The following is a 23,963-nucleotide window of genomic DNA, read 5'->3' on the forward strand; positions in this document are numbered from 1 at the left end:
CGCTCCCGCGCGGGAGTGCCTGATCTCCCGCGTCCGCCTGAGCCCGCGCAGGTGGAAAGATGGTCTCTCATGGACACGCCTGACGAGAAGCCCACCGAACGCTCCGCAGGATCCCCGACCCGTCCGCGCACCGACGCCGTCGTGACCGGGACGCACCGCCAAGCCGCGAAGGCCTCCGAGACGGCGCGCAAGATCGTCCGCGACATCACGACGGTCCCGCCGCGCAGTGTGCACCCGGCGCTGGTTCCCGGGGTGTCGGTGGAGGAGACGGGGCGCACCTACCGCACCGACCCGCTCGTGTTCGGCGTCGCCGCCGCGTTCGCCCTCGCCTTCATCGCGTGGGGCGTGTTCGCGGGGGACAACCTCGCCGGCACCACGAGCACGGTCCTCGCCTGGGTGGTCGAGTACTTCGGATTCTTCTTCACGACCATCGCCACGATCATCCTCGTGTTCATGCTGTTCGTCGGCTTCAGCAAGTACGGGCGCATCCCGCTCGGTCGCGACGACGAGGAGCCCGAGTTCTCGATGTTCTCGTGGATCTCGATGCTCTTCGCGGCGGGCATGGGCATCGGCCTGGTGTTCTGGGGTGCGGCGGAGCCGCTGACGTTCTTCGAGAACCCGCCGCCGGGCACCGTCGAGGCGAACACCCTCGAGGCCATGCACACCGCGCAGGCCCAGGTGCTCTACCACTGGGGTCCGCAGGCCTGGGCGTTCTACGCGCTCGTCGGTGGGGCCATAGCGTACGGCGCCTACCGCCGCGGCCGTACGCCGCTGATCTCGTCGATCTTCGCCCCGCTGCTCGGCGAGAACCGCACGACGGGCCCGGTCGGCCGCACGATCGACATCTTCTCCATCATCGTGACGCTGTTCGGCACGGCCGCCTCCCTCGGTCTCGGGGCGCTGCAGATCGGCCACGGCGTCGAGCTCGTCAGCGGCATCGGCCCGCTCGGCAACGGCATCCTCATCGCGGTGATCGCGGTGCTCACGGCGTGCTTCATCGCCTCCGCTGTCTCCGGCGTCTCCAAGGGCATCCGGGCGCTGTCGAACATCAACGCCGTCGTCGCGATCCTGCTCGCGTTCTTCGTGTTCTTCGTCGGTCCGACGCTGCTGATCCTGAACGTGATCCCGTCCGTCGCCGTGCAGTTCCTCGGCGATCTGCCGACCATGATCGGCCGCTCCGCATCGCAGGGGGAGGCCGCGCAGGCCTTCCTGTCGAGCTGGACGATCTTCTACTGGGCGTGGTGGATCTCCTGGTCGCCGTTCGTCGGCATGTTCATCGCGAAGATCTCCCGCGGACGCTCGCTCCGTCAGTTCGTGTCGGTCGTCATCGTGGTGCCGTCCGCCATCTCGCTCGTGTGGTTCGCGATCTTCGGAACCACGGCGATCCAGCAGCAGATGGACGGCGCAGGGCTCACCGTCGACCCGCCGGAGGAGGTGCTGTTCGGGGTGCTGGAGAACCTGCCGTTCCCGCTCATCACCAGCATCGTGCTCATCCTCCTCATCGCGATCTTCTTCATCACGGGCGCCGATTCCGCCTCGCTCGTCATGGGCACGCTGTCTCAGCAGGGCCGCCCGGAGCCGTCGCGCTGGGTCGCCGTCGTCTGGGGTGTGTTGGTCGGTGTGATCGCCGCGGTGCTGCTCGTCAGCGGCGCCGAGGGGAGCGGTCTGCAGTCGCTGCAGAACGCGACGATCATCGCGGCGCTGCCGTTCGCGATCATCATGGCGTTCATGATGATCGCGTTCATGAAGGATCTGCGGCGCGATCCCCTGATCCTGCGCGACCGCTACGCCAGGGCCGCCGTCCGCCACAGCGTCATGGCCGGGCTCGAGGAGTACGGCGACGACTTCGCGCTCGTGCCGGTCGAGTACGACCACTCGGAGGACGACCTCGCCTGGATCGACGAGGACACCGTCGACGACACCCTCGCCGAGGTGTACGAGGCCGCGACCGAGGCGATCGACATCATCCCGCCGGCCGAGGTGGACGCCGCCGTCGATGCGGCGATGGACGCCCCTGCCGACAAGGACTGAACGCGAGAGCTCAGGCGCTCACGCCGGGTCAGGCGCGTCCTCTCGCAGGACGCCTGAACCGGCGTGGTCGCCTGTTTCGGCGGCCGCGGTGATCCGGGCGGCCATGCCGGAGAAGATGAGTCCGTGGAAGGGCAGCACGGCGAGCCAGTACAGCCGGCCGAGGAGTCCGCGGGGGAAGAACACGGCGCGCTGCTCGTAGCGGGCGCCGTCGCCGTCGGGAACCGCACGCAGTTCGAGCCATGCCTCGCCCGGCACCTTCATCTCGGCGCGGAGTCGCAGCAGATGGCCGTCCTCGGTCTGATCGACCGCCTCGACGCGCCAGAAGTCGATCGCATCCCCGACGCGGGCGGCGGTGCGGCTGCGGCGTCCGCGTCGGAGCCCCACGCCGCCGACCACGCGGTCCATGAGCCCCCGCACCGCCCAGAGCAGCGGTGACGAGTACCACCCGTTCTCGCCGCCGATCCCGAGGATGACGCGCCACAGCTCCGCGACGGACGCGCGGGTCGCGACGGAGCGCTTGTCTGTGAACACGGTGCGTCCGGCCCAGTCGGGGTCGCTCGGCAGCGGGTCGCTCGGGGCGCCGGTCACCTCGGCGTCCTGCCAGCTCGTCTCCACGGCGTCCGCGTCCACCCGGCCGAGGGCCAGCGCCACGGACCGGCGATACGGCGTGAGTCCGCCCTCGGGGCGCGGGATGAGCGCGTCGACGGCGTGGTCCTTCATGATGCACTCGTTCTGCAGCGAGGCGACGAGGGGCCGGGCGATGGAGCGCGGCACCGGGGTGACGAGGTTCACCCAGTGCGAGGCGAGCTCCGGGGTCAGCACCGGAAGGGCGGCGATGGCGCGCTGCCGCAGTCCGGCCTCTACCGCGTACCCGTTCATCATCTGGCCGTAGCGCAGCACATCCGGTCCGCCGATGTCGACCGCGCGATTCACCCGGTCGTCGACCCGTGCCGCCCCGAGCAGGTAGTGCAGCACGTCGCGCACGGCGATGGGCTGGATGCGGTTGCGCACCCATTTCGGCGCCGGCATGTACGGCAGCACGTCGGTGAGGTGCCGGATCATCTCGAAGGACGCCGAACCGGAGCCGATCACCACGCCCGCCTGCAGGACGAGGGTGGGCACCCCGGACTCCAGGAAGATCTCGCCGACGTGGACCCGGGAGCGCAGGTGCGGGGAGAGCTTCACGTCGTCCGGGTGCAGGCCGCCGAGGTAGACGATCCGCCGCACGCCTGCCCGGGCAGCGGTGGTGGCGACGGTGGTCGCCGCACGCTCGTCGCTCTCCTCGAAGCCCTTCCCCGCCGACATGGAGTGGATGAGGTAGTACACGACGTCGACGTCGTCCATCGCGGAGGCGACGGCGTGCTCGTCGTCGGCGGACCCCTCAAAGATCTCGCACTCCTCGCCCCAGCCGAATGAGGCGGCGCGGACGGCGTCGCGGGCGAGGATGCGGACCCGGTAGCCGGCGTTCAGCAGACGAGGGGTCAGGCGGCCGCCGATGTAGCCGGTGGCGCCGAGCACGAGGGCGCGGGGTGCGGAGCCGTCGTCGCGGGGGACCGCCCGCAGGGCGTCTTCGCGACCGGTGGGCTGGGTGAGCTCGCTCATGCTCCGAGGGTAGATCCCGGGGCCGACATGCGGTACGGGCTAGGCCGGCTCCTCCACGAGGTCGGCGCCGCCGTGCACGGCGTCCGCCTCGGCGGCCTCCTGGATCGCGGCGGTCATCCCGACGAGGAACCGCATGACGACCACGCGCTCCTCATCGGTGAGGTCGTCCACGAGGGAGAGCATCCGGCGGTGCATGGCACCGAGTGTCGCGCGCACCTCGTCGTCGCTGCTCACGGTGGGCACGACGATGCCGGCGCGGCGGTCGGTCGGGTGCGGTTCGCGGCGGGCGTGCCCACCCTTCTCCAGCCGGTCGATGAGCGTCGTCGTCGACGCGGTCGAGATGTCGAGCATGCGCGCCAGATCGATGGGCCGCACGATGCGGCCGGCCTTCTGCTCGCGCAGCAGGAACCGGAGGGCGACGAGGTCGGTCTCGTTCATGCCCATCGACGCGCGCGTCCGGGCGCGCATCGCCGTCTCGGCACTGCGGTAGCGCCGCAGCATGTTGAGCACGTCGACCGTGGTGGCGCGCTCGCTGTCGGGGTACCAGTACCCGGAGGCGTGGAACTCGCCGGTGCTGTCGGTCACGCGACCTCTCCTTCGTCGCTGGAACCGGCCTCCCGCTCGAGCATCTCCATCGCGCCGGTCTCGACCTCGGCCGGGACGATGCGCAGAAGCCCGCCCGTGATCGCATCGGTCTCGGCGGCGATGATCTGCTCGATCCGGCGTCGCGAGACGGAGGGGAAGAGTTCCTCCAGGCGTGCGAGCAGATCGGCGTAGCGGATGTACGACGCCTCCTCGAGGCTCAGTGGCTCGGGCATGGCATCCTTTCGGGGGCAGGGTTCCATCATCGCACCTCCGGAAGTCCCTGGTCGCACCCGATATCGCTAGACAGCCTTACTGTCAGGTTGTCGAGGTACCATGGAGAGCGGGGAAGGAGGATCTCTGCATGGGAAACACGAGTACCGACGTCACGACCTCAGCGCTCGCTCGCGATGTCGACGACTTCCGTCGCGCCGACGCGCAGTTGAACCGCCGTCTCGCCGCCCGGCGCGAACCCAACGATACCGACCGTGCGGCGATGCACTTCATCAGCACCGCGCCCGTCGAGAAGCCCGTCACCCCCCGCGACCTTGCCACCTATCTCGGCATCAGCACGGCCGCCGTCACGAGCGTCGTGCGGCGGATGTCGGAGCGGGGGCAGATCGTCGTCGCGCCGCACCCTCTGGATGCGCGGTCCAAGGTCCTTCGGCCGTCGCTCCGCGATCTGCACGGACAGGGGGACGAGCTGGCGCAGCGCGTGGCCGCCGTCGAGGGTGAGTTCACCGCGGAAGAGGCGACCGTGATCTCCCGCTTCTTGCGCCGCCTGACCGACGAGCTCGGCGATCTTCCCTGATCGATTTGATTTAACTAGTTAAACTAGTAAACTATCCTCGTCCAGGTTTTCTGCCACGAGGAGAAGAACATGGGAACCCTCACCTACGCGAACCTCGCCGAGCCGATCGAGATCGACGACGAGCTGCTCGCCCACCTTCGCGCCGCCACCGTCACCAAGCTGCGGCGCAACGAGCCGTTCGCGCTCACGGTGCAGACCGGCGCCGACCGCACCGAGACGCTGTGGATCCACGCGTCCATCCCGATCCGCTTCGTCGTCGAGACGTCGGTCGCCCTGCAGCGACCGCTGCTGGCCCGTCTCATGCAGGCCGCGGGTTCGACCGGCGGACTCGACCTCACCGACCCCGAGCTCGCGCTCGATGCGGTATCGCGCGAACTGCACGCGATGTCCGCCTGATAACGGAGGGGTGCAGACCTGCCTCACCGCCTCGGGATCCTCTTCAAGGGCTCTCGGATCCCGGGTGGTGACGGCTACGGCGAGAACGGAGCGGGGGCTCTCGATCGCCGACCGCGGCATCCGGCCGCCGGGATTCGGGTTCCCGGCAGCCGGATGCCGTTTCTTCGTCAGAGGGCGGTGTAGCCGCCGTCGACCAGGTGGTAGCTGCCGGTGATGAAACTCGCGGCGTCGCTCGCGAGGAACACCACGAGGTTCGCGACCTCCTCTGCCTGGCCGAGGCGCCCGATCGGGTGCTTCGACACGAGGAAGTCCTTCGCCTCGTCGCCCATGTTCGCCAGGAGCGGGGTGTCGATGAAGCCGGGGCCGACCGAGTTCACGCGGACGCCCTGCGCGGAGTACTCGAGGGCGGCTGTCTTCGTCATGCCGACCACGCCGTGCTTGGCGGTGACGTAGGCGGGGGAGCCCGCGAAGCCGACGCTGCCGAGGATTGAGGCGATGTTCACGACCGAGCCGCCGCCGTTGGCGAGGATCGACGGGATCTGCGCCTTCATGTTGCGGAACACGGCGTTGAGGTTGATGGCGATCACCTTGTCCCACGCGTCTTCCTCGTAGTCCGCGGTGGGCGCCGTCGCGCCGCCGATGCCGGCGTTGTTGACGCCGATGCGGAGCGGGGCGAGCGAGTTGGCGAGCTCGACCGACGAGGCGATCCAGGCCGGGTCCGTCGCGTCGCCGACCGACGCCTCCGCGGTGCCGCCGGCGGCGCGGATCTCCTCGACGACCGCGTTCGCGTGCTCCGCGTTCAGGTCGTTGACCACCACCGCCGCGCCGTTCTGCGCCAGCAGGAGGGCGACCGCACGGCCGATGCCGCTGCCCGCTCCTGTCACGATCGCCGAGCGGTTCGAGACGTCGTACTGAGCCACTTTCGGGCTCCTTCCCGGGCGGGCGCGGTGCCGGGAGATCTTCTCGGACGGTCCGTCCTTCCCTCCAGCCTACGCCCGGAATACCGGTGTGGATTCATGTGAATGGAAATGGTCAGCGGGCTGGCTACGCTGTGGGGACCGTCTGCTCCGGGAGCACCGATTCCGGCGGGACGAACCCCGAGGAGGCGACCAATGCATCCGCTTGCAGATGATTCCGCGAGCTCTCCGGGGGCTGACGTGTTCTCGCCCCTCACCGTGATCGTCGTCGGGGAGGATCATGGTGTGGTCGTGCGCCGTCTGCGTGCGGCGCGACCGGATGCGATCGTGACGGGACTCGGACCCGTCGATGCGGCTGCCCTGGCGCACGCCTCCGCAACGGCTCATCTCGTGCTCGGCGTCGGCGAAGTCTCCGCCGCCGCGTGGTGCGACGCGGTTCTCGCGGAGGGCGACGAGGGCGGCCTGTCCCGCTTCCTCGCCCGAGCGGCGGAGGTCGAGGAGCGCCGGAGGGCTCGGCGACTCCCTCCGGACACGCCGCCGATCCTCGAGCCGTGGTCGCCGCACTGGGCGGCGGATGCCGCTCGCCTCGGCGCCCGCGTCGCCGCGGCGTTCGACGGCGTCCCGGTGCGCGTCGATCACATCGGCTCGACGGCCGTGCCCGGGCTGCGTGCCAAGCCGATCATCGACCTTCAGGTGGGGGTGCGCGACCTCGCGGACGCGGATGCGGCGGAGCAGCGCCTCGGGGACGCCGGCTTCGTGAACGTGCAGCGCATCGTGCCGGACGCGCCGGGCGTCTCCCGGGACAACGCGCGGACGAGCGGCGACCAGGGCGAGTGGTCGAAACGCCTGTTCGCGAGCGTGGACGCCGGCGCGCGGGCGATCGTGCATGTGCGACGCGTCGGGGCGTCGAACGCGCGGTACGCCCTCCTGTTCCGGGACTGGCTGCGGGCGGACCCGGGGGCGCGCGACGAGTACGCGGCGCTCAAGACCGCGCTGGCCTCCGCCCACCGGGACGACCGCGACTTCGACGACTACGCGCGCGCGAAGGACCACTGGTTCGACCGGGCGCAGCGGGAGATGGAAGCCTGGGCGCGAGCGACCGGGTGGGTGCCGGGAGGCCGTGGGGCGTGAGTGCCGCGAAGAGATCCGAGCTCATGACGCAGGGCGAGGCTGCTCCTCGCCTGCGGGATCCCCGTGCTGCGGTGCCGCGTCGTCTGAGTCCTCGGGGTCATCGACATCCTCGCGGGGTTGAAGGCCACGCATGAGCGTGGCACCCAGGCACAGCAGGACGAGAGCGACCACGCCGGCGCCGACGAGGGCGAGCCGGGGGCCGGCCACCGCCACGATGATGCCGGCGGAGAGGAAGACGAGGATCTGGATGACGTTCTCGGCCATCTCGTCGAGCCCGCCGATGCGCCCCAGGTGTTCGTCCTCGACGCTCGTCTGGAAGAGCGAGGTGACGGCGACGTTGTAGGGCGCGTTGACGAGCGCGCTGATACCCACGCCGACGAGGAGGACTCCGATGTGGGGTGCCATGCCCATCACGAACTGCGCGACCACGAAGAAGGCGAGGCAGACAAGGAACGACGGTTTGACCTTCACCCACTTCACGAAGACCCCCACCAGCAGAGCAGCGACGACCGCGATCAGTCCGTTCCACGACAGCACGATTCCGAGGGTCTCGACGGGGAGGCCGAGTTCGTCGTCGAGGAGGAAGAGGAGACCGAAGGAGTTGACGCCCGCAGTGAACGTCACGCCGTAGGAAGCGACCAGCATGCCGAGCGCGAGTCGGTTGCGCGCCAGGATGCCGACAGCTTCGGGAATGCCGCGGATCGAGTCGGCGGCTTCCGCCAGGCCGGTGCGGATGCTGACGCGGAGAGGCGTCTTCTCTCCGCTCGTGGGCTCAGGGCGGATCAGGACCTGCAGGAGCGCGGCCGAGACGAGGAAAGACACAGCGTCCAGGAGGAAGGCGACCGACGGGCCGTAGGCGGCGAAGGCAAGTGCCGCCAACGCCGGACCGACGGAGGCGAGGGCCCAGCTCACCGCCTGGATGATGCTGTTCGCGCGGGGGATCATCCCCCGCCGCACCAGGCGGGGCACGAAGACGAACGCCGACGAGGCGAAGAAGACGCTCGCCGTCGCTGCGCTGAAGACGAGCACATAGGCGAGCGCGCCTGGGGCAACCGACCATGCGACGACAGCGAGCGCCACGCTGAGAGCGCCGCGGATGAGCATGGTGGCGATGAACGTCTTCCGAAGGTCGAAGCGATCGGCGATCGCTCCGGCGATCGGAGCGAAGAGCATCCCGGGGACGACTCCTGCCAACAGGAGAAGGACGCGGGTGAGCTCCTTGTCCGGCGTCTCCTCGTAGAACCAGAGATTCAACGACATGACCCGGAAGGCGTCGCCGAGGTTCGACACGGCGATCGTGCTCAGGAACACGAAGAAGGTTCCGGGGAGGCCCACGAACGACCTTCCGGGGTGCCGCACTGTGTTCATGCTCTGCCTTCTCGAGTCGCTGCAAGAGGATGCGCCCACCGTAGCCGAGCGGGAATCGTCCACAGGAAAGTTCTTGACACGCTCCCGACGCGGGTCTAACGTACAACCAAATGGTTGCACAAACGGAGTTGAGCGAAGCGGAGGTCGACCGTGTCTTCCACGCACTGGCGACGTCGACCCGGCGGGACATCCTGCGCCGGACGATCGAGCGGGAGCAGTCCGTCTCGACCCTCGCCTCCGAGTACGAGATGTCGTTCGCCGCGGTCCAGAAGCACGTGGCCGTGCTCGAGGCGGCGAACCTCATCGTCAAGCGCGCCGAGGGACGCGAGCGGCTCGTCCGCGCGAACCCCGAGATGATCGCCCGCGCCAGGGCGCTCCTCGCCCGATACGAAGAGCTGTGGCGGTCGCGCATCGCCCGGCTCGACGATCTCCTGGCCGAGCCCTCCCCGCCCGCGGGGGAGCGACCGGCCTCCACCGACCCCACCAGCAGTCAACGCAACGAATCGCAAGGAGACTGACATGCCTGTCACGGACATCATCACGGATGCCGAGAACCTCACCATGACCGTCGTCGCCGACCTCGCCGCGCCCGTCGAGCGCGTCTGGGCCGCCTACACCGACCCGCAGCAGCTCGAGCGGTTCTGGGGTCCTCCCGGCTGGCCGGCCACCTTCACCCAGTGGGACCACACCGTCGGCGGCCGAGCCGTCTACACGATGAACGGTCCCCGCGGGGAGAAGGCCTCCGGCACGTGGGAGTTCCTGGAGATCGACGCGCCGCGCAGCTTCACGGTGCTCGACTCGTTCGCCGACGAGGAGGGCACGCCGGACGCCAACCTCCCCTCCATGCGCATGACCTTCACGTTCGAGCCGACGGCCGAGGGCACGCGCATGGTGAACACGAGCCACTTCACATCTGCCGAGGCGCTCGAGCAGGTCGTCGCGATGGGCGCAGTGGAGGGCACCCGGATGGCCATGGCCCAGCTCGACGCCGTGCTGCAGGACCTCCGCGACTACGCCCAGGGCAAGGGCACGCGGGTGGAGCTGCTCGACGACACGCACGTGCGCATCACCCGCCTCGTCGAGGGTCCGCGCGAGCTGGTGTGGCGCGCCCACTTCGAGCCCGACCTCATCCGGCAGTGGATGCTCGGCCCGGACGGGTGGGAGATGACCGAGTGCGTGTCGGCGACCGAGGTCGGCCAGTCGTACCGGAACTCCTGGGCGCCCGTGGGCGACACGGAGGGTGAGCCGTTCGGGTTCGAGGGGGAGGCACTGCTGATCGACGCCCCGAAGCGCGCCGTCACCACCGAGCGGATGCAGGGCATGCCGACCGAGACGCTCAACGACCTCAACCTCTACGAGGAGGACGGCGCGACCCTCGTCACGGTGCTCATCGAGTACCCCGACAAGGAGACGCGGGACATGATCCTCGCCACCGGCATGGCCGACGGCATGGAGGCTTCGTTCGCGCGACTGGAGCGGGAACTGCTGTCCGTCTGACATCCAGGCACTCGCGCCGGAACAGGCGGTTCTCATCGAGAGCCGCCTGTTCCGGCGCTTCTGCCTGTGCGAAAGCGGGATAAAGTGGCGGCACGATGAGGATCACGCGCCGTACCCTGCTCCTCGGCGCCGGAGCCGGTGCCGTCTCGGTGCTTCTCGCCTCCTGCACCCCGGAGCCGGAACCGACGCCGACCCCCACCCGCACGCGCGAACCGGAGCCGCCGCCCGGTGTCCCCGCCCCGAGCGGCAGCGTCCGCAGCACCTGGACCACCGACCCCTTCGCCCGGGGTGCCGCGAGCTTCACTCCCGTGGGGGTGCTCGCCGCGACCCGTGCGGCACTCGCGCAGCCCGTCGACGACCGGCTCTTCTTCGCGGGCGAGGCGACCGACGACGAGGCGCCGGGTACCGTCCGGGGAGCCCTGCGCTCGGGCCGCCGTGCCGCGCGGGAACTCACCGTCGCCGCCGAGGACGGCGAGCGGGTGGCCGTGATCGGCGCCGGGATCGCCGGGGCGACCGCTGCCGCGCAGCTCGCGGAGGACGGCCTGCAGGTGACGGTGTTCGAAGCGCGCGACCGCGTCGGCGGCCGGATCCTCTCCCGCGCAGACGAGAAGTGGCCCGTTCCGGTGCAGCTCGGCGCGTGGCTGTTCGGCGAGGCCGACGCGGAGCTTCTCGAGACGATCGACGCGGGCGACGGGGACCTCGTCGACCTCGACGGGGCGCGGTGGCGCTCGGCCGAGGGCGATGTCGACCCCGTGGATCCGCAGCCGGTGGAGGCCGCGGTGGCCACGGCGCAGTCCGCCCCGCAGGACTCCTCGGTGGCGGACGCCCTGGTGGCGGCCGGCATCGACCCGGATGACCCCGCGACCGCCGCGCTCCTCGCGCTCCTCGCGGCACGGACGGGCGCGGACGCCGCCGACCTGTCGAGCTGGTTCGCCCCGCCGCTCCCCGACGCAGCGCTGCAGGGAGTAGGCGACGACCTGACCCCGTTCATCGAGAGCGCCCTGGACGGCGTGAAGGTGGGGCTGAGCTCGCCGGTCACGCGCCTCGCGTGGGACGACACCGGGGTGAGCGTGCGCCTCGGCACCGGGGAAGCCCTCTCCTTCGACCGGGTGCTGCTGACGGTGCCGCTCGGGGTGCTGCAGGAGCAGGGCATCGAGTTCGATCCGCCGCTGCCGTTCGACAACCGCGGCGCCGTCTCCGCGCTCGGCATGGGCGCCATCGAGACGGTGTGGCTGCGATGGGACGAGCCGTTCTGGGACGGCGACGAGGCGATCTGGCACGCGGTCGGCGACGACATCGCGATCCCCACGTGGATCAACCTCCGCCCCTCGACCGGCGAGAACGTACTCGTCGGCATCGTGGGCGGGGCGGCGGCGCGGGACTTCGCGGAGCTCGGGGATGCGGAGGCCGTCGAGGCGGCGCTCGCCTCGCTGGCGCTCTACGCCTGAACCGTCTCGCGCGCGGCCTCGGTCGGGGCGCGGTCCTCGGGAGGGGGCTCGGCAGGAGCGCGGTCCCACGGGTCCGGCAGGCGACTGATGAGCACGAGCGCGGTCGCCACGGCGGCGAAGACGGCCAGCGCGATCGCGCAGGAGACGGTGAACTCGACGGGACCGCTCACCTGCCGCGGGTCGAGGAAGTAGTACGGATACCAGCCGATCAGCGGTCCGCGGATGAGCGTCACGACGCCCCACAGCACCGGGTAGGCCAGGGTCACCGGGATCACGCGCCACGGCACCGCCCGATGCCCCGGGGCCAGGGCCCAGGCCGCGACGGTCACCGCGGGCAGCCAGAAGTGCAGCACCTGATCCGACCACGGCACGTCGATGCGGATCCCCCGGACTCCGGCCTGCCAGACGAGGATCGCGAACACGAGCCCCGCCGTGATCGTCCAGGTGAGCACGAGGGCGAGGGCTACCGTGAGCCACCGCGGGTCCTGGGCTCTCCGCAGCGCGAGGACTCCGGCGACGGTGAGGAGGACGACGAAGGCGATGTTCGACTGGTTCGTCAGGTACGCGAAGAAGTTCTGGCTCGCGATGGTGTTCGACGCGAGTCCCCACGCGAGGCGGTGGATCAGCGCGATGAGGCAGACGGCGGCAGCGGTGAGCCGGAGCAGGCCGAAGACGGTGCGCCTGCTCACCGTCGCCTCGTCCTTTCCGCCATCCGCCGAGTCTACGGAGCCGACCCGGGGGGACGCCGCATCAGGCTGTCGCGCGGGTTCAGGCGTAGGTGGGTGTGGGAGCCTGTTCTCGCGGGAACGCCGGTTCTCGCGGGGTGGGTCAGCGGCGCGGGGCGCGCGTCGACCACAGGGCCAGCGCGATGAGCGCCGGCTGGAAGAACAGACGCACGAAGCGCTTCATGTCGGTGTCGAGGCCGAAGCCGTCGCGATGATGCATCCACTGCGCCACGTTGCCCGGGAAGACCGCCGCGAAGAAGAGGGCGGCGACGGTGCCGACCGTGCGGCGGCGGCGGGCGAAGAGGAGAGCGGAGCCGAGCGCGACCTCCGCGACGCCGGACGCGAGCACCGTGGTGTCGGGATCGAGCGGCAGCGATTCCGGCACCTGCGCCTGGAACTCCTCGCGGGCGAACGTGAGGTGGGAGACGCCGGCGAACACGAGCGCGGCGCCGAGGAAGATCCGGCCGATGGTGCGGGGAGTCGACATGGTGCGAGTGTACGCCTCGGGGTCGCCGTCAGATCAGGCGGCGGAGTGCTTCTTCCAGGGTGATGCCCTGCGCTTCAGCGCGGTCCCGGAGGCGCGCGTGCTCGTCGGGCGACAGTGGGAGCTGGAGCACGATGGGGTCGTCCTGCGCGAGGTCGAGTCCGTCGAGGAGGTCGGAGGTCTCGGCCCACAGTGGCGCGGCGAACTCCGCCTCGGCGACGGGTGTCGAGGTGCGAGACGAGGCTGTCGTTGCGGAGGATGCCGGGGCTTCGGTAGCGGCAGCGGCGACCGGAGCGGACGCGGCGACGGCGGCTCCGGCATCGGTCGCGCGGGTGAACCCGGGGCCTCGACGAGGCTCCTGCTTCTGCTGATAGGCCTTGGCGGCGGCGTTCGCGCGCTCGTCGGCGGCTTCGTTCAACGGGTGCCCGGCGTGACCCTTGACCCAGGAGAACTCGACGTCCCGACCGCGCAGGGCCTCATCGATCCCCTCGAGGAGGTCGCGGTTCAGCACGGGCCCGCCGTCGGACTTCCGCCACCCGCGGCGCTTCCAGCCGGGCATCCACTTCGTCACGGAGTCGATCACGTAGCGGCTGTCGCACTCGATCAGGAGCTTCTCGTCGGTGCCGGCCGTCGCCCGGAGCAGTTCGAGGACGGCGCGGAGCTCGCCCTGGTTGTTCGTGCCGTGCGGGGAGCCGCCGGCCGCCCAGTTCGCGTCGTCGATGTACCAGGCCCAGCCGTTCGGGCCGGGGTTGCCCAGGGCGGAGCCGTCTGCGGCGGCGGTGATGGTCATCCGTCCACCGTATCGCTGGCCGCGGACGCCCTTTCGCGCCGCGGTCGCACGGAGTTGTTCGGAAGCTGCGACGGGAGTGCGAAACCGCGACGCCGCGCGGGGAGGGGGTCAGGCCTCGGGGGCAGGCGGGGCGACCGGGAACACGATAGAGCTCACGGAGGACGGGGTGTCGAGGCCGAGGGTCAGCGGGTCGACCGTCGGCGCGGCGTCGAGCGTGTCTGCGGCCGAGGTCTCGAGAGGTTCAGAGGGGAGTCCCCACTGCTTCTCTTCTTCCTCCGGTCGCTGCTGGAAGAGTCCCATGTGTCCATTGTCACCCCCGGCCGGCGCGGCGTCGCGGTTTCGCACCGAGGTCGCAGGGATCCGGCGGATCCGTGCGACAGGAGCGCGAATCTCCGACCGCGGCTCACTCCGCGCGCGCCGCCTCGCGCACCGCGTCGATGAGGGTGCGCCACGGACCGTCCACGGCGGAATCGGGCAGCTCCCGCTCCCGGCGCTCGGACGGCGTGCGGGCGCGGATGCTCCACACGAACCGATCGGCTCCGGGCGGGGCGTCGACGTCGTCGTCCCAGGGGCAGCTGTCGATGAGGCCGATCCATTCCTCGGCCTCCGGCGGCTCGGCCTCCACATGCCACTGGCGACGGATGCCGGCGAGCCCTCCCGAGCGGACGACGGCGATGACGACGGGGGCGTCAGGCGGAGTCGGGTCCTCGGTCATTCTCATAGACTCCCACGGTCGTCCAGGCGCGTCGAGCGGCGACGACCGCCTCTCGGTCGACGGAGGCTGCGGCGGCGACCGTGGCGTCGGCGAAGTCCCTGAAGGTCGCGGTGCTCGACAGCCCGCCGGTGAGTGCCCGATACCAGACCGTGCCGGCGCGTTCCCAGGCGTTGCCGCCGAGGTCGAGGGCGAAGAGGGCGAAGGCGCGGTTCGGGATGCCGGAGTTGATGTGCACGCCGCCGTTGTCCTCGGTGGTGCGCACGAATCCGCTCATGTGGTCGGGCTGCGGGTCTTTCCCGAGCTCATCGTCGTCGTAGGCCGTGCCCGGCGCGATCATGGAGCGCAGCGCTGAGCCCTCCACCGCATCCGTGAAGATCTCCGCCCCGATGAGCCAGCTCGCCTGGTCGGCGGACTGCCCCAGGGCGTACTGCTCGGTGAGCGCGCCGAACACGTCGGCCACGGACTCGTTCAGTGCGCCCGGCTGGCCCTGGTACTCCAGGTTCGCCGTGTGCTGTACGACACCGTGGGCGAGCTCGTGTCCGATCACGGTGAGCGAGCCCGTGAAGCGCTGGAACACCTCGCCGTCGCCGTCACCGAACACCATGCGCTCGCCGTCCCAGAACGCGTTGTCGTAGTCGACGCCGTAGTGGACGGTCGCGTCGAGAGGAGCGCCGGCGTCGTCGAGCGAGTTGCGGCCGAACGCGGAGAGCAGCATCTCGAACGTCGCACCCAGGCCGTCGAAGGCCTCGTTGACCGCGGTGTCGGCGACGGGCTCGTCGTCTTCCGTGCGGACCACGGCCCCCGGAAGCTGCTGCGTGTTGCCGGCGTCGCTGATCGTGCGGTTCGGCGCATCGGAGAGCTGCGCGACGAGGTCGCCGTTCTCGTCGATCGAGAGATCGATGCGGGCGCGGAACGGCGGGCGCCCCGCGGTGAGCGTCTGTCGGGCGGCGGCGGCGGCCTTCGGGAAACGACCCGACTCCGCCAAGCGGGCGAGCAGGTAGGAGGGGACGACGCCGGGATGCGGGATGGATTCTGCGCTGCTCATGCGATGACCCTACGCCGGGGATCCGACGTTGCGGCGGAAGTGATGACACCCTCTCGTTCTGGGGCTATCTTTGTTTGACCAACGAAACAAGGTGATTCGAGGACCCGTGGCGCCGGCGACACAGACCGTACATTCCGAGGGCGAGATCTTCCGGCTCGTGCATACCGGGGCCGCGCATTCGCGTGCCGACCTCGCGCGCCTGACAGGTCTGTCGCCGTCCACCGTGGCGCTCCGCGTCGAGGAGCTCATCGCACGCGGTTACATCGAGGAGAACGGCGAAGGCGAGTCCCGCGGCGGTCGGCGCCCGCGTGTGCTCGCCGTGGCGTCCGGGGGTTCCGTGGTCGTCGGAGTCGAGCTGGGGGAGCAGCATGCGACGGTCGCGCTGTTCGACCGGCAGGCGGAGGTCGTGGCGTCGACGGTCGTGCAGGTGTCCCTACTGGACGGGGTGGAGCGAGTGGTCACCCAGGTGTGGGAGCACGCCGAGGCGCTCGTCGCGGAGAACGGCGGTCGGCGTGTCGAGGGGATCGCGATGAGCCTGCCAGGACCCGTCGACGCGAAGACCTCGCGGCTCCTGTCTCCGATGCGGATGCCGGGGTGGAACGGGGTGGACGTGGGCGCGGTGCTCGGCTCGGTCACCGGGCTGCCGTTCCTGGTGGACAATGACGCGAACGCGATGGCCGTCGGGGAGTACATCGAACGCGGTGGCGAGCTCGAGCAGCTGGTGTTCGTCAAGGCCGGCAGCGGCATCGGCTGCGGGATCATCCTCGACGGTGCCGTCTACCGCGGCTACCGGGGTGTCGCCGGAGACATCAGCCACGTCGCGCTGCACAACGCGCCGCCCGTCATCTGCTCGTGCGGCCGCGTCGGGTGCCTCGACGTGGTGGCCAGCGGCGCGGCGATCGTCGACGCGCTGCGGGAGGCCCGCGTCCCGGTCGAGACACTGGACGACGTGCTCGCGCTCGCTCAGGATGCGCACCCCAAGGCGACCTCGGCGCTCCGCGAGGCCGGGGCCAGGACAGGCGAGGTCCTCGCCACCATCATCAACTTCTTCAACCCGCAGGCCCTGGCGCTGGGGGGCCGTCTCGCGACGGCCGACGCCTTCGTGGCCGGAGTGCGCCAAGCGCTGTTCACCCTCTGCTTGCCGATGTCGACCGACGCGCTGGAGATCGGCGTGAGCCGTGCGGGCGCGCTCGCCGGGGCGCGCGGGGTGGCATGGGAACTGCTGGAGCGCATGCTCGACCCGGCCCGCATCGACGAGGTGCTGCGAGAAGCCGCAACATAAATTCGAGGATCGATATAAGTTTCTGTTCCTACGCACCAAGTCGCCTAATTTGCTTCGATCCTCGTTCTAGACTCGGAGCATGATCGAGACCGTCCCGCTCCCGCGCATCGCCATCGCCGGCATGGCGATCGAGTCCAGCACCTTCTCGCCGCACCGGGCGGGCGAGCGGGACTTCCTCCGAGTCGAGGGTGACGCGCTCGTCACCCGCTACGACGCCCTCCGGGTCGGCGAGCTCACCGATCGCGCGGAGTGGCTCCCGGTGTACTACGCGCGGTCGATCCCGGGTGGCGCCGTGCTGCCGGAGGTGTACGAGAGCATCAAGGTGCGGATCTGCGACGGCCTGCGGGCCCTGGTGGCGGACGGCGGGCGTCTGGACGGCCTGTTCTTCGACATCCACGGCGCGATGAGCGTCGTCGGGATGGACGACGCGGAGGGCGATCTCATCACCGCGATCCGCGACGTGATCGGCCCTGATGTCGTGGTCTCGGCGTCGATGGACCTCCATGGCAACGTCTCCCGCACCCTGATCGAGAACGTCGACCTCATCACCTGCTACCGGCTCGCCCCGCACGAGGACACCTGGGAGACGCGCGATCGCGCGCTGCGCAACCTGGTCGAGGCTCTCGAGAGCGGAGTGACGCCGCGACGGGCCTGGGTGAAGGTGCCGATCCTGCTGCCGGGCGAGAAGACCAGCACCCGCGTCGAGCCCGCGAAGAGCCTGTACGCGCGCATCCCCGAGATCGAAGCGCGGCCCGGGGTGACCGATGCGGCCATCTGGATCGGGTACGCCTGGGCGGATGAGCCTCGCTGTCACGCGACGGTGGTCGTGACCGGCACGGACGACGATGTGACCGCCGCGGCGGCCGAAGAGCTCGGGCGCGCGTTCTGGGACGTCCGGGACGACTTCGCCTTCGTCGGCCCTCCCGGCACGCTCGATGAGGGTGTGGCCGCCGGTCTCGCTGCGGCCGACACTCCGTATTTCATCAGCGACTCCGGGGACAACCCCGGGGCCGGCGGCACGGGGGACGTCACGTGGACGCTGGCCCAGCTCCTGCAGAAGCCGGAGCTCACGGCCGAGGACGCGCCTGTCACGCTCTGCGCTTCCGTGTTCGACGAGGGCGCTCTCCGGATCCTGCGGGGTCGCCGGGTCGGAGACCGAGTCTCGGTCGAGGTCGGGGCGCGCGTCGACGACGGGCCGCACGGGCCCGTGCGCGTCGAGGGTCTCCTGCACAGCCTGCACGAAGGGGATCCGGACGCGGGGGGCATCGCCGTCATCCGGGTCGGCGGTCTGCACGTGATCGTCACGGAATTCCGCAAGGCCTACCACGACGTCGCGGACTTCACTGCGATCGGTCTGGATCCGGCCTCCGCTCAGATCGTCGTCACGAAGATCGGCTACCTGGAGCCCGAGCTCTACGCGGCCATGCGCGGTTGGACCCTCGCGCTCACTCCGGGTGGGGTGGACCAGGACCTCGAGCGTCTCGGCCACCACCGCATCGTGCGGCCGATGCACCCGTTCGACGCGTTCGAGGAGGATCCCGACCTCCGCGCCGAACTCGTCGGCTGATCCGTCACATTCTTCGACGCTGAAAGAAAGTTAGTTACTTAACCGTAACAAGATTGGCTTTTGTGCGCGTACTTTATTCGGGCATCATGCAAAGTACGTCATGATTCGGACGAACGCTTCGGTGACGAGGCATTGAACAAGGAGGTTTTCATGCGATCTCAGTCGCTGCGCCGCCGGCTGCTCGCCCCTCTGGGCGCGATCGCCGTCGCGTCGCTCGCCCTCACCGCCTGCTCCGGCGGCCAGGGCGACAGCGGGGCCGAGGAGAAGGACACCGTCAGCTTCGCGCTGCAGGTGGGCACCGGACCCAACTGGATCCTGCCGATCTCGTCGCCGGACAAGATGGCCACGCACAACAGCGCCATCAAGGCGACGATGTGGCCTCGACTCTTCGAGTACAACGGCGTCGACGGCGAGATGGGCTGGGACGAGCGCGCTTCGGCCGCGAAGTCCTACGAGTTCTCGGAGGACCGGAAGACGATCACGATCACCCTCAACGACCTCGACTGGTCGGACGGGGAGCCCGTGACGTCCCGCGACGTGGAGTTCTGGTACAACCTCGTCCGCTTCAACGGCGAGAAGACCGGAGGCTACTCCGCGGGCCTGATGCCCGACAACATCACGGCCTTCACGACCATCGACGACAAGACGTTCTCGCTGACGATGGACAAGGTCTACAACGAAGAGTTCCTGCTCGGGAACCAGCTCAGCCTCATGTACCCGATGCCGCAGCACGTCTGGGACAAGACGAGCGCCGACGGCGAGATCGGCGACCATGACCGCGACGCCGCGGGTGCCGCGGCCGTGCTCGACTACCTCTTCGCCGAGGCCGAGGACATGAAGACCTATGCGACCAACGAGCTGTGGAAGACCGTCGCCGGCCCCTACACGGTCAAGCGCTGGTCGGACTCGGGGCTCGTGGAGCTCACCGCCAACACCGAGTACACCGGCGAGGACAAGCCGAGTATCGAGAACGTCAAGTTCCTCCCGTTCACGTCGGCGGACGCCGAGATGAACGTCGTGCGCTCCGGAGAGGTCGACTACGGCTACGTGACGAGCTCGCAGCTCACGAACGAGAAGCAGTTCACCGACCTCGGCTACCGCGTCGAGCCGTGGGCCGGCTGGTCGATCACGTACATGCCGTACAACTTCGCCAACCCGGAGAAGGGCCCCTTCTTCGAGCAGCTGTACGTGCGCCAGGCGCTGCAGCACGCCGTCGACCAGGAGACGATCTCCGAGGTCGTCTGGCACGGCGCCGCGACGCCCGACTACGGCCCCATCCCGCAGACCGCGGAGTCGAACAGCCTGTCCGACGTGCAGAAGGACAACCCGTACCCCTTCGACCTGAAGAAGGCCGAGAAGCTCTTCACCGACAACGGGTGGGTCGCCGGCTCCGACGGCACGCTCGAGTGCGCCGACGCCGGTGCAGGCGCCGGGCAGTGCGGTGAGGGCATCGCCGCCGGGATGAAGGCCGAGATCGTCGTCACCACGCAGAACGGCTCGCAGGAGACCGACAACATGATGGCGGAGATCCAGTCGTCGCTCGCGAAGATCGGCGTGAAGATGACGATCGACTCCAAGCCGCTGGACACCGTCCTCACGCAGGCCCAGGAGTGCAAGACCGGCACCTCGTGCACGTGGGAGCTCGTGTTCTTCGGCACCGCCGGCAGCTGGTACTTCCCGCCGTACGCCACGGGCGAGCGCGTGTTCGCCAAGGACACGAAGTGGAACGCGGGGCAGTACGACAACCCCGAGGCCGAGGAGCTGGTGCAGGCCATGGCCTTCTCCACCGACCCGGAGATCGCGAAGAAGTACTCCGAGTTCCTCGCCACCGACCTCCCGGTCATGTGGATGCCGAACCCGGTGTACCAGGTCTCCGTCGTCCGTGACGGACTCGACATCGCCCACCAGGACCCGGGTGCGTCGTTCCTCCCGCAGCGATGGTCCTGGTCCGAGTAACAGCAGGCAGGTGACATGAGCGTGGTGGAAGCGGCGCCGAGTGCGCAGAAGAAGGAGAGGGCCGGCGGCCCCCGATTCTGGTGGTACCTGTTACGACGGGTCGGCCAGGGCGGGCTCGTCATCCTCATCGTGACGCTGATCGTGTTCGCGCTGCTCCACCTCGCCATGCCGCAGGGGCCCGCCGCCGGAATCCTCGGCATGCAGGCCACACAGGAGCAGATCGATGCCTTCAACAAGGAGAACGGCTTCGATCTGCCCCTGTGGCAGCAGTACTTCCATTTCCTCGGACAGCTCCTGCAGGGGGACCTCGGCGACTCCTTCAAACTGAACCGTCCGGTCTCCGATGCGATCGCCCAGCGGCTGCCGAAAACGCTGATCCTGGCACTGATCTCGATGATCGTGGCGCTCGCGGTGGCGATCCCCATGGGCATCTTCCAGGCCGTCCGCCGCGGCAAGGCTTCCGACTACGCGCTGACCACCTGGAACTTCATCGTCTACTCGACGCCGTCGTTCTTCCTCGGCCTCATCCTCGTGATCGTCTTCGCGCAGTGGCTCCGGCTGGTCCCGGCGCAGGCGCCGCAGGGCGAGACCGTGGGCGCTGTGCTCGCGAACCCGGCAGGACTCGTGCTGCCGGTACTCACCGCGGCACTCGGCATCATCGCGACGTTCTCGCGGTACATGCGCTCCGCGACGATCGACAACCTCTCCGAGGACTATGTGCGCACGGCCCGAGCCAAGGGCACCTCGGTGCGCACGGTCATCACGCGCCACGTGGTCCGCAACTCCCTCACGCCGGTGATCGCGATGCTCGGCTACTACCTGCCGGTGATGTTCGGCGGCATGATCGTCGTCGAGTCCCTCTTCAACTACCCCGGCATGGGGCTGCTGTTCTGGACATCTGCGCAGACCTCCGACTACCCCGTCCTGCTCGGCTGCATCCTGGTGATCGCGCTCGCGACCGTCATCGGATCGCTGCTGGCCGACATCATCCAGGCGCTGCTCGATCCCCGCACCCGAGAGGAGCTGTCGTGAGCACGACAACGATCGCCCTGCGCACGCTGACGCCGCGCCAGCGCGGCATGCGCCGCTTCCTGCAGAACAAGCTCGCGATCTTCGGCATCGTGACGATCGCGCTGTTCCTGCTGTTCTGCTTCGTGGGGCCCCTCATCCACCCCACCGACCAGATCCACACCGACCTCCGGAACACGATGCTGCCACCGGGCAGTCCTGGCCACCCGCTCGGCACGGACGACGTGGGCTACGACGTGCTCGGACGCCTCATGATCGGGGGGCAGATCTCGATCCTCATCGGTCTCGCCGCCGGCATCCTCGCGACCGTGATCGGCACGCTCTGGGGAGCGATCGCCGGCTACGTCGGTGGCACCGTCGACACCGTCATGATGCGCGTCGTCGATGCGGGTATCGCGATCCCGGCGACCTTCCTCCTGCTGATCCTCTCCGCCATCCTCCGGCCGAGCGTGCCGCTCATGATCTGCGTGATCGGCCTCGTGTCCTGGCTCGTGCCGGCCCGGCTCGTGCGGGCGGAGTCGATCTCGCTCAAGTCACGGGAGTACGTCCTCGCGCTGCGGGCGATGGGTGGCACGCACTCCCGGGCCGTACTCAGGCACATCGTCCCGAACACGGTCGGCACGATCGTCGTGAACGCCACCTTCCAGGTCGCCGACGCCATCCTCCTCGTCGCCTACATCTCCTTCCTCGGCATGGGGCTGCAGAAGCCGGCGACGGACTGGGGTGCGATGCTGACCAGCGGCATCACCTACACCTACGCCGGTGCCTGGTGGCTCATCTTCCCCGCGGGCTTCTGCATCGTCCTCACGGTGTGCGCGTTCAACAGCATCGGCGACGGGCTCCGGGACTTCTTCGACGTGAAGGGGCGTGCCGCATGAGCGATGCACTGCTGTCGATCTCCGACCTGAGAGTCACGTTCCGCACCGAGGATGGCGCCGTGGAGGCGGTGAAGGGCATCGACCTCGACGTGCGCTCCGGCGAGGTGCTCGCGCTCGTCGGCGAGTCCGGGTCGGGCAAGTCGGTCACCGCGATGGCCGTCATGAAGCTGCTGCCGCGGACGGCGCAGGTGACCGGGTCCATCCGGCTGGACGGCCGGGAACTCCTGCCGCTGCCCGAGTCGGACATGAACGCGGTGCGCGGAGCCGAGATCTCGATGGTCTTCCAGGAGCCGATGACCGCGCTCAATCCGAGCATGCGCATCGGCGACCAGATCACCGAGGCGATCCTCAACCACAACGAGATCCCGCGCTCGGACGCCTGGGAGAGGGCCGTGGAGCTGCTCCAGCGCGTCGGCATCCCCGAACCGGAGCGCCGCGTCAAGAGCTATCCGCACGAGCTCTCCGGAGGGCAGCGCCAGCGGGTCGTCATCGCGATCGCGCTCGCGTGCGAGCCGCAGCTCATCATCGCCGACGAGCCGACGACGGCGCTCGACGTCACCGTGCAGGCCGAGATCCTCGACCTCATCCGGCGCCTCGCCGCCGAGTCCGGCACCGCGTTCCTCCTGGTGACCCACAACATGGGCGTGGTGGCGGACATCGCCGACCGCGTCGCCGTGATGTTCCGCGGCACCATGGTCGAGGTCGGCGACACGCGCGCTGTGCTGACCGCCCCGCGCGAGGACTACACGAAGAAGCTGCTGAGCGCGGTGCCGTCGCTCCCCGACGTCGCCACGGCCGTCCCGCGGGAACCCGAGCCCGTGGCGCCCGACCCGGTCCTCGCCCTCGATCGGGCGAGCGTGACCTACCGGCGCGGCGGGCGTTCCTTCCTCGCGCTCAACGGGGTGAGCCTGCGCATCGCGCCGGGCGAGATCGTCGGTCTCGTCGGCGAGTCCGGATCCGGCAAATCGACGCTCGGTCGCGCCGCCCTCGGTCTGCTGCCCCTGTCCGGCGGCGAGATGACCCTGTTCGGTCAGACGGTGGGGCGCGGCGGCGTCTCCGGCCGCCGCGAGCGGGAGTTGCGCGCACGGGTCGGGGCCATCTTCCAGGACCCAGGGTCCAGCCTCGACCCCCGCATGACGGTGGGGGAGGCCATCGCCGAACCGCTGCTCGTCCAGCGCCGGCGTTTCCCGACCACCGCGAGTCAGCGGCGGAACCGCGTCGCGGAGCTGCTCGACGCCGTGGAGCTGCCGACGTCCTATGCCGGCCGCTATCCGCACGAGCTCTCCGGCGGCCAGCGCCAGCGCATCGGACTGGCCAGGGCCATCGCCCTGGAGCCGGAGTTGATCATCGCCGACGAGCCGACATCGGCGCTCGACGTGTCCGTGCAGGCCGCGGTCCTCGAGGTGCTGCGCACGCTGCAGGAGAAGATGCACTTCGCCTGCCTGTTCATCAGCCACGACCTCGCCGTCGTGCACGAGATCTCCGACCGTGTCGCCGTCATGCTGAAGGGGGAGATCGTCGAGACCGGCTCGGCAGACGATGTCCTCCTCGCCCCGCAGCACCCGTACAGCCGGCGTCTGCTCGCCTCGGTGCCGGTTCCCGACCCGGACAAGCAGGCTGTGCGGCGGGAGGCCCGCGCGGCCGCCCGGGTGGCCACGCCGTGACCCCCGGCGATTCCGGCCGAACGACACGCGACAGTCACGACGGCG

Annotated in this window: 24 protein-coding genes; 13 read left to right on the forward strand and 11 right to left on the reverse strand. The window is 69.7% G+C overall.

Annotation, left to right across the window (positions count from 1 at the left end):
• The first annotated feature begins 69 nt into the window (after positions 1-69).
• Positions 70-2,031, forward strand: a complete 1,962-nt coding sequence (locus CJ226_RS05760; RefSeq protein ID WP_102208602.1) for a BCCT family transporter — start codon at positions 70-72, stop codon at positions 2,029-2,031.
• An 18-nt stretch (positions 2,032-2,049) separates the two neighbouring features.
• Here CJ226_RS05760 and CJ226_RS05765 read toward each other — a convergent pair whose 3' ends face one another.
• The 3 genes from CJ226_RS05765 to CJ226_RS05775 are packed head-to-tail and all read right to left on the reverse strand — an operon-like array spanning position 2,050 to position 4,451.
• Positions 2,050-3,633: an SDR family oxidoreductase gene (locus CJ226_RS05765; RefSeq protein ID WP_102208603.1), complete on the reverse strand. Its 1,584-nt coding sequence runs from the start codon at positions 3,631-3,633 to the stop codon at positions 2,050-2,052.
• 39 nt (positions 3,634-3,672) lie between these two features.
• The gene (locus CJ226_RS05770; RefSeq protein WP_025104061.1) at positions 3,673-4,218 is read right to left on the reverse strand and encodes a MarR family winged helix-turn-helix transcriptional regulator; all 546 of its coding nucleotides are present in this window, start codon (positions 4,216-4,218) and stop codon (positions 3,673-3,675) included.
• Entirely contained in the window at positions 4,215-4,451 is a 237-nt protein-coding gene (locus CJ226_RS05775; RefSeq protein WP_025104060.1) for a hypothetical protein, read from the reverse strand. Before CJ226_RS05775 ends, CJ226_RS05770 begins: the two co-directional genes overlap by 4 nt.
• A gap of 128 nt (positions 4,452-4,579) precedes the next feature.
• Between CJ226_RS05775 and CJ226_RS05780 the strand changes: the two genes are divergently transcribed.
• Positions 4,580-5,026 carry a MarR family winged helix-turn-helix transcriptional regulator gene (locus tag CJ226_RS05780; RefSeq protein WP_062633229.1) on the forward strand — a complete coding sequence of 149 codons (447 nt, stop codon included), beginning with the start codon at positions 4,580-4,582 and terminating at the stop codon, positions 5,024-5,026.
• Between the two features lie 69 nt (positions 5,027-5,095).
• Complete coding sequence (locus CJ226_RS05785; protein ID WP_101847700.1) at positions 5,096-5,422, forward strand: hypothetical protein; 327 nt, start codon at positions 5,096-5,098, stop codon at positions 5,420-5,422.
• A gap of 167 nt (positions 5,423-5,589) precedes the next feature.
• Here CJ226_RS05785 and CJ226_RS05790 read toward each other — a convergent pair whose 3' ends face one another.
• The gene (locus CJ226_RS05790) at positions 5,590-6,342 is read right to left on the reverse strand and encodes an SDR family NAD(P)-dependent oxidoreductase (protein ID WP_062633228.1); all 753 of its coding nucleotides are present in this window, start codon (positions 6,340-6,342) and stop codon (positions 5,590-5,592) included.
• A 192-nt stretch (positions 6,343-6,534) separates the two neighbouring features.
• Here CJ226_RS05790 and CJ226_RS05795 point away from each other — a divergent pair, with 192 nt between their 5' ends.
• Entirely contained in the window at positions 6,535-7,470 is a 936-nt protein-coding gene (locus CJ226_RS05795; RefSeq protein WP_146008208.1) for a GrpB family protein, read from the forward strand.
• Between the two features lie 21 nt (positions 7,471-7,491).
• On the opposite strand, the gene CJ226_RS05800 is transcribed toward CJ226_RS05795, so the two are convergent.
• Positions 7,492-8,838, reverse strand: a complete 1,347-nt coding sequence (locus CJ226_RS05800; RefSeq protein ID WP_102208605.1) for an MFS transporter — start codon at positions 8,836-8,838, stop codon at positions 7,492-7,494.
• Positions 8,839-8,948: 110 nt separating this feature from the next.
• On the opposite strand from CJ226_RS05800, the gene CJ226_RS05805 reads away from it, so the two are divergent.
• From CJ226_RS05805 to CJ226_RS05815, 3 genes are all read left to right on the forward strand, one after another.
• The gene (locus CJ226_RS05805; RefSeq protein ID WP_102208606.1) at positions 8,949-9,356 is read left to right on the forward strand and encodes a metalloregulator ArsR/SmtB family transcription factor; all 408 of its coding nucleotides are present in this window, start codon (positions 8,949-8,951) and stop codon (positions 9,354-9,356) included.
• A gap of 1 nt (position 9,357) precedes the next feature.
• The gene (locus CJ226_RS05810; protein WP_102208607.1) at positions 9,358-10,335 is read left to right on the forward strand and encodes an SRPBCC family protein; all 978 of its coding nucleotides are present in this window, start codon (positions 9,358-9,360) and stop codon (positions 10,333-10,335) included.
• A 95-nt stretch (positions 10,336-10,430) separates the two neighbouring features.
• Positions 10,431-11,783, forward strand: a complete 1,353-nt coding sequence (locus tag CJ226_RS05815; RefSeq protein ID WP_102208608.1) for an FAD-dependent oxidoreductase — start codon at positions 10,431-10,433, stop codon at positions 11,781-11,783.
• On the opposite strand, the gene CJ226_RS05820 is transcribed toward CJ226_RS05815, so the two are convergent.
• The 6 genes from CJ226_RS05820 to CJ226_RS05845 form a co-directional block, all read right to left on the reverse strand.
• Entirely contained in the window at positions 11,774-12,472 is a 699-nt protein-coding gene (locus tag CJ226_RS05820) for a Pr6Pr family membrane protein (protein ID WP_257996535.1), read from the reverse strand. The two genes, CJ226_RS05815 and CJ226_RS05820, sit on opposite strands and share 10 nt — an antisense overlap.
• Before the next feature lie 139 nt (positions 12,473-12,611).
• Positions 12,612-12,995 carry a MauE/DoxX family redox-associated membrane protein gene (locus tag CJ226_RS05825; RefSeq protein ID WP_102208609.1) on the reverse strand — a complete coding sequence of 128 codons (384 nt, stop codon included), beginning with the start codon at positions 12,993-12,995 and terminating at the stop codon, positions 12,612-12,614.
• A 28-nt stretch (positions 12,996-13,023) separates the two neighbouring features.
• On the reverse strand, positions 13,024-13,782 hold the full coding sequence (locus CJ226_RS05830; protein ID WP_062633215.1) for a ribonuclease H: 759 nt from the start codon (positions 13,780-13,782) through the stop codon (positions 13,024-13,026).
• Between the two features lie 108 nt (positions 13,783-13,890).
• Entirely contained in the window at positions 13,891-14,082 is a 192-nt protein-coding gene (locus CJ226_RS05835) for a hypothetical protein (protein ID WP_102208610.1), read from the reverse strand.
• A gap of 103 nt (positions 14,083-14,185) precedes the next feature.
• Positions 14,186-14,497, reverse strand: a complete 312-nt coding sequence (locus CJ226_RS05840; RefSeq protein WP_102208611.1) for a protealysin inhibitor emfourin — start codon at positions 14,495-14,497, stop codon at positions 14,186-14,188.
• On the reverse strand, positions 14,472-15,542 hold the full coding sequence (locus tag CJ226_RS05845) for a M4 family metallopeptidase (protein WP_102208612.1): 1,071 nt from the start codon (positions 15,540-15,542) through the stop codon (positions 14,472-14,474). The genes CJ226_RS05840 and CJ226_RS05845 overlap by 26 nt, the downstream gene beginning before the upstream one ends.
• Before the next feature lie 106 nt (positions 15,543-15,648).
• On the opposite strand from CJ226_RS05845, the gene CJ226_RS05850 reads away from it, so the two are divergent.
• The 6 genes from CJ226_RS05850 to CJ226_RS05875 all read left to right on the forward strand — a co-directional run bounded on the left by CJ226_RS05850 (position 15,649) and on the right by CJ226_RS05875 (position 23,918).
• Positions 15,649-16,824, forward strand: a complete 1,176-nt coding sequence (locus CJ226_RS05850) for an ROK family transcriptional regulator (RefSeq protein WP_102208613.1) — start codon at positions 15,649-15,651, stop codon at positions 16,822-16,824.
• A gap of 79 nt (positions 16,825-16,903) precedes the next feature.
• Positions 16,904-18,391 carry a M81 family metallopeptidase gene (locus tag CJ226_RS05855; protein WP_062633204.1) on the forward strand — a complete coding sequence of 496 codons (1,488 nt, stop codon included), beginning with the start codon at positions 16,904-16,906 and terminating at the stop codon, positions 18,389-18,391.
• Between the two features lie 150 nt (positions 18,392-18,541).
• A complete protein-coding gene (locus CJ226_RS05860; protein ID WP_102208614.1) occupies positions 18,542-20,347 on the forward strand; it encodes a peptide ABC transporter substrate-binding protein in 1,806 nt (601 codons plus the stop codon).
• Between the two features lie 15 nt (positions 20,348-20,362).
• A complete protein-coding gene (locus tag CJ226_RS05865; RefSeq protein WP_082802807.1) occupies positions 20,363-21,379 on the forward strand; it encodes an ABC transporter permease in 1,017 nt (338 codons plus the stop codon).
• Positions 21,376-22,254: an ABC transporter permease gene (locus CJ226_RS05870; RefSeq protein WP_062633201.1), complete on the forward strand. Its 879-nt coding sequence runs from the start codon at positions 21,376-21,378 to the stop codon at positions 22,252-22,254. The genes CJ226_RS05865 and CJ226_RS05870 overlap by 4 nt, the downstream gene beginning before the upstream one ends.
• Positions 22,251-23,918 (forward strand): ABC transporter ATP-binding protein, encoded by a 1,668-nt coding sequence (locus tag CJ226_RS05875; RefSeq protein WP_102208615.1) that lies wholly within the window; start codon positions 22,251-22,253, stop codon positions 23,916-23,918. The genes CJ226_RS05870 and CJ226_RS05875 overlap by 4 nt, the downstream gene beginning before the upstream one ends.
• Positions 23,919-23,963 lie beyond the last annotated feature (45 nt).

It is taken from the genome of Microbacterium sp. UMB0228 (assembly GCF_002871415.1).
Classification (GTDB): domain Bacteria; phylum Actinomycetota; class Actinomycetes; order Actinomycetales; family Microbacteriaceae; genus Microbacterium.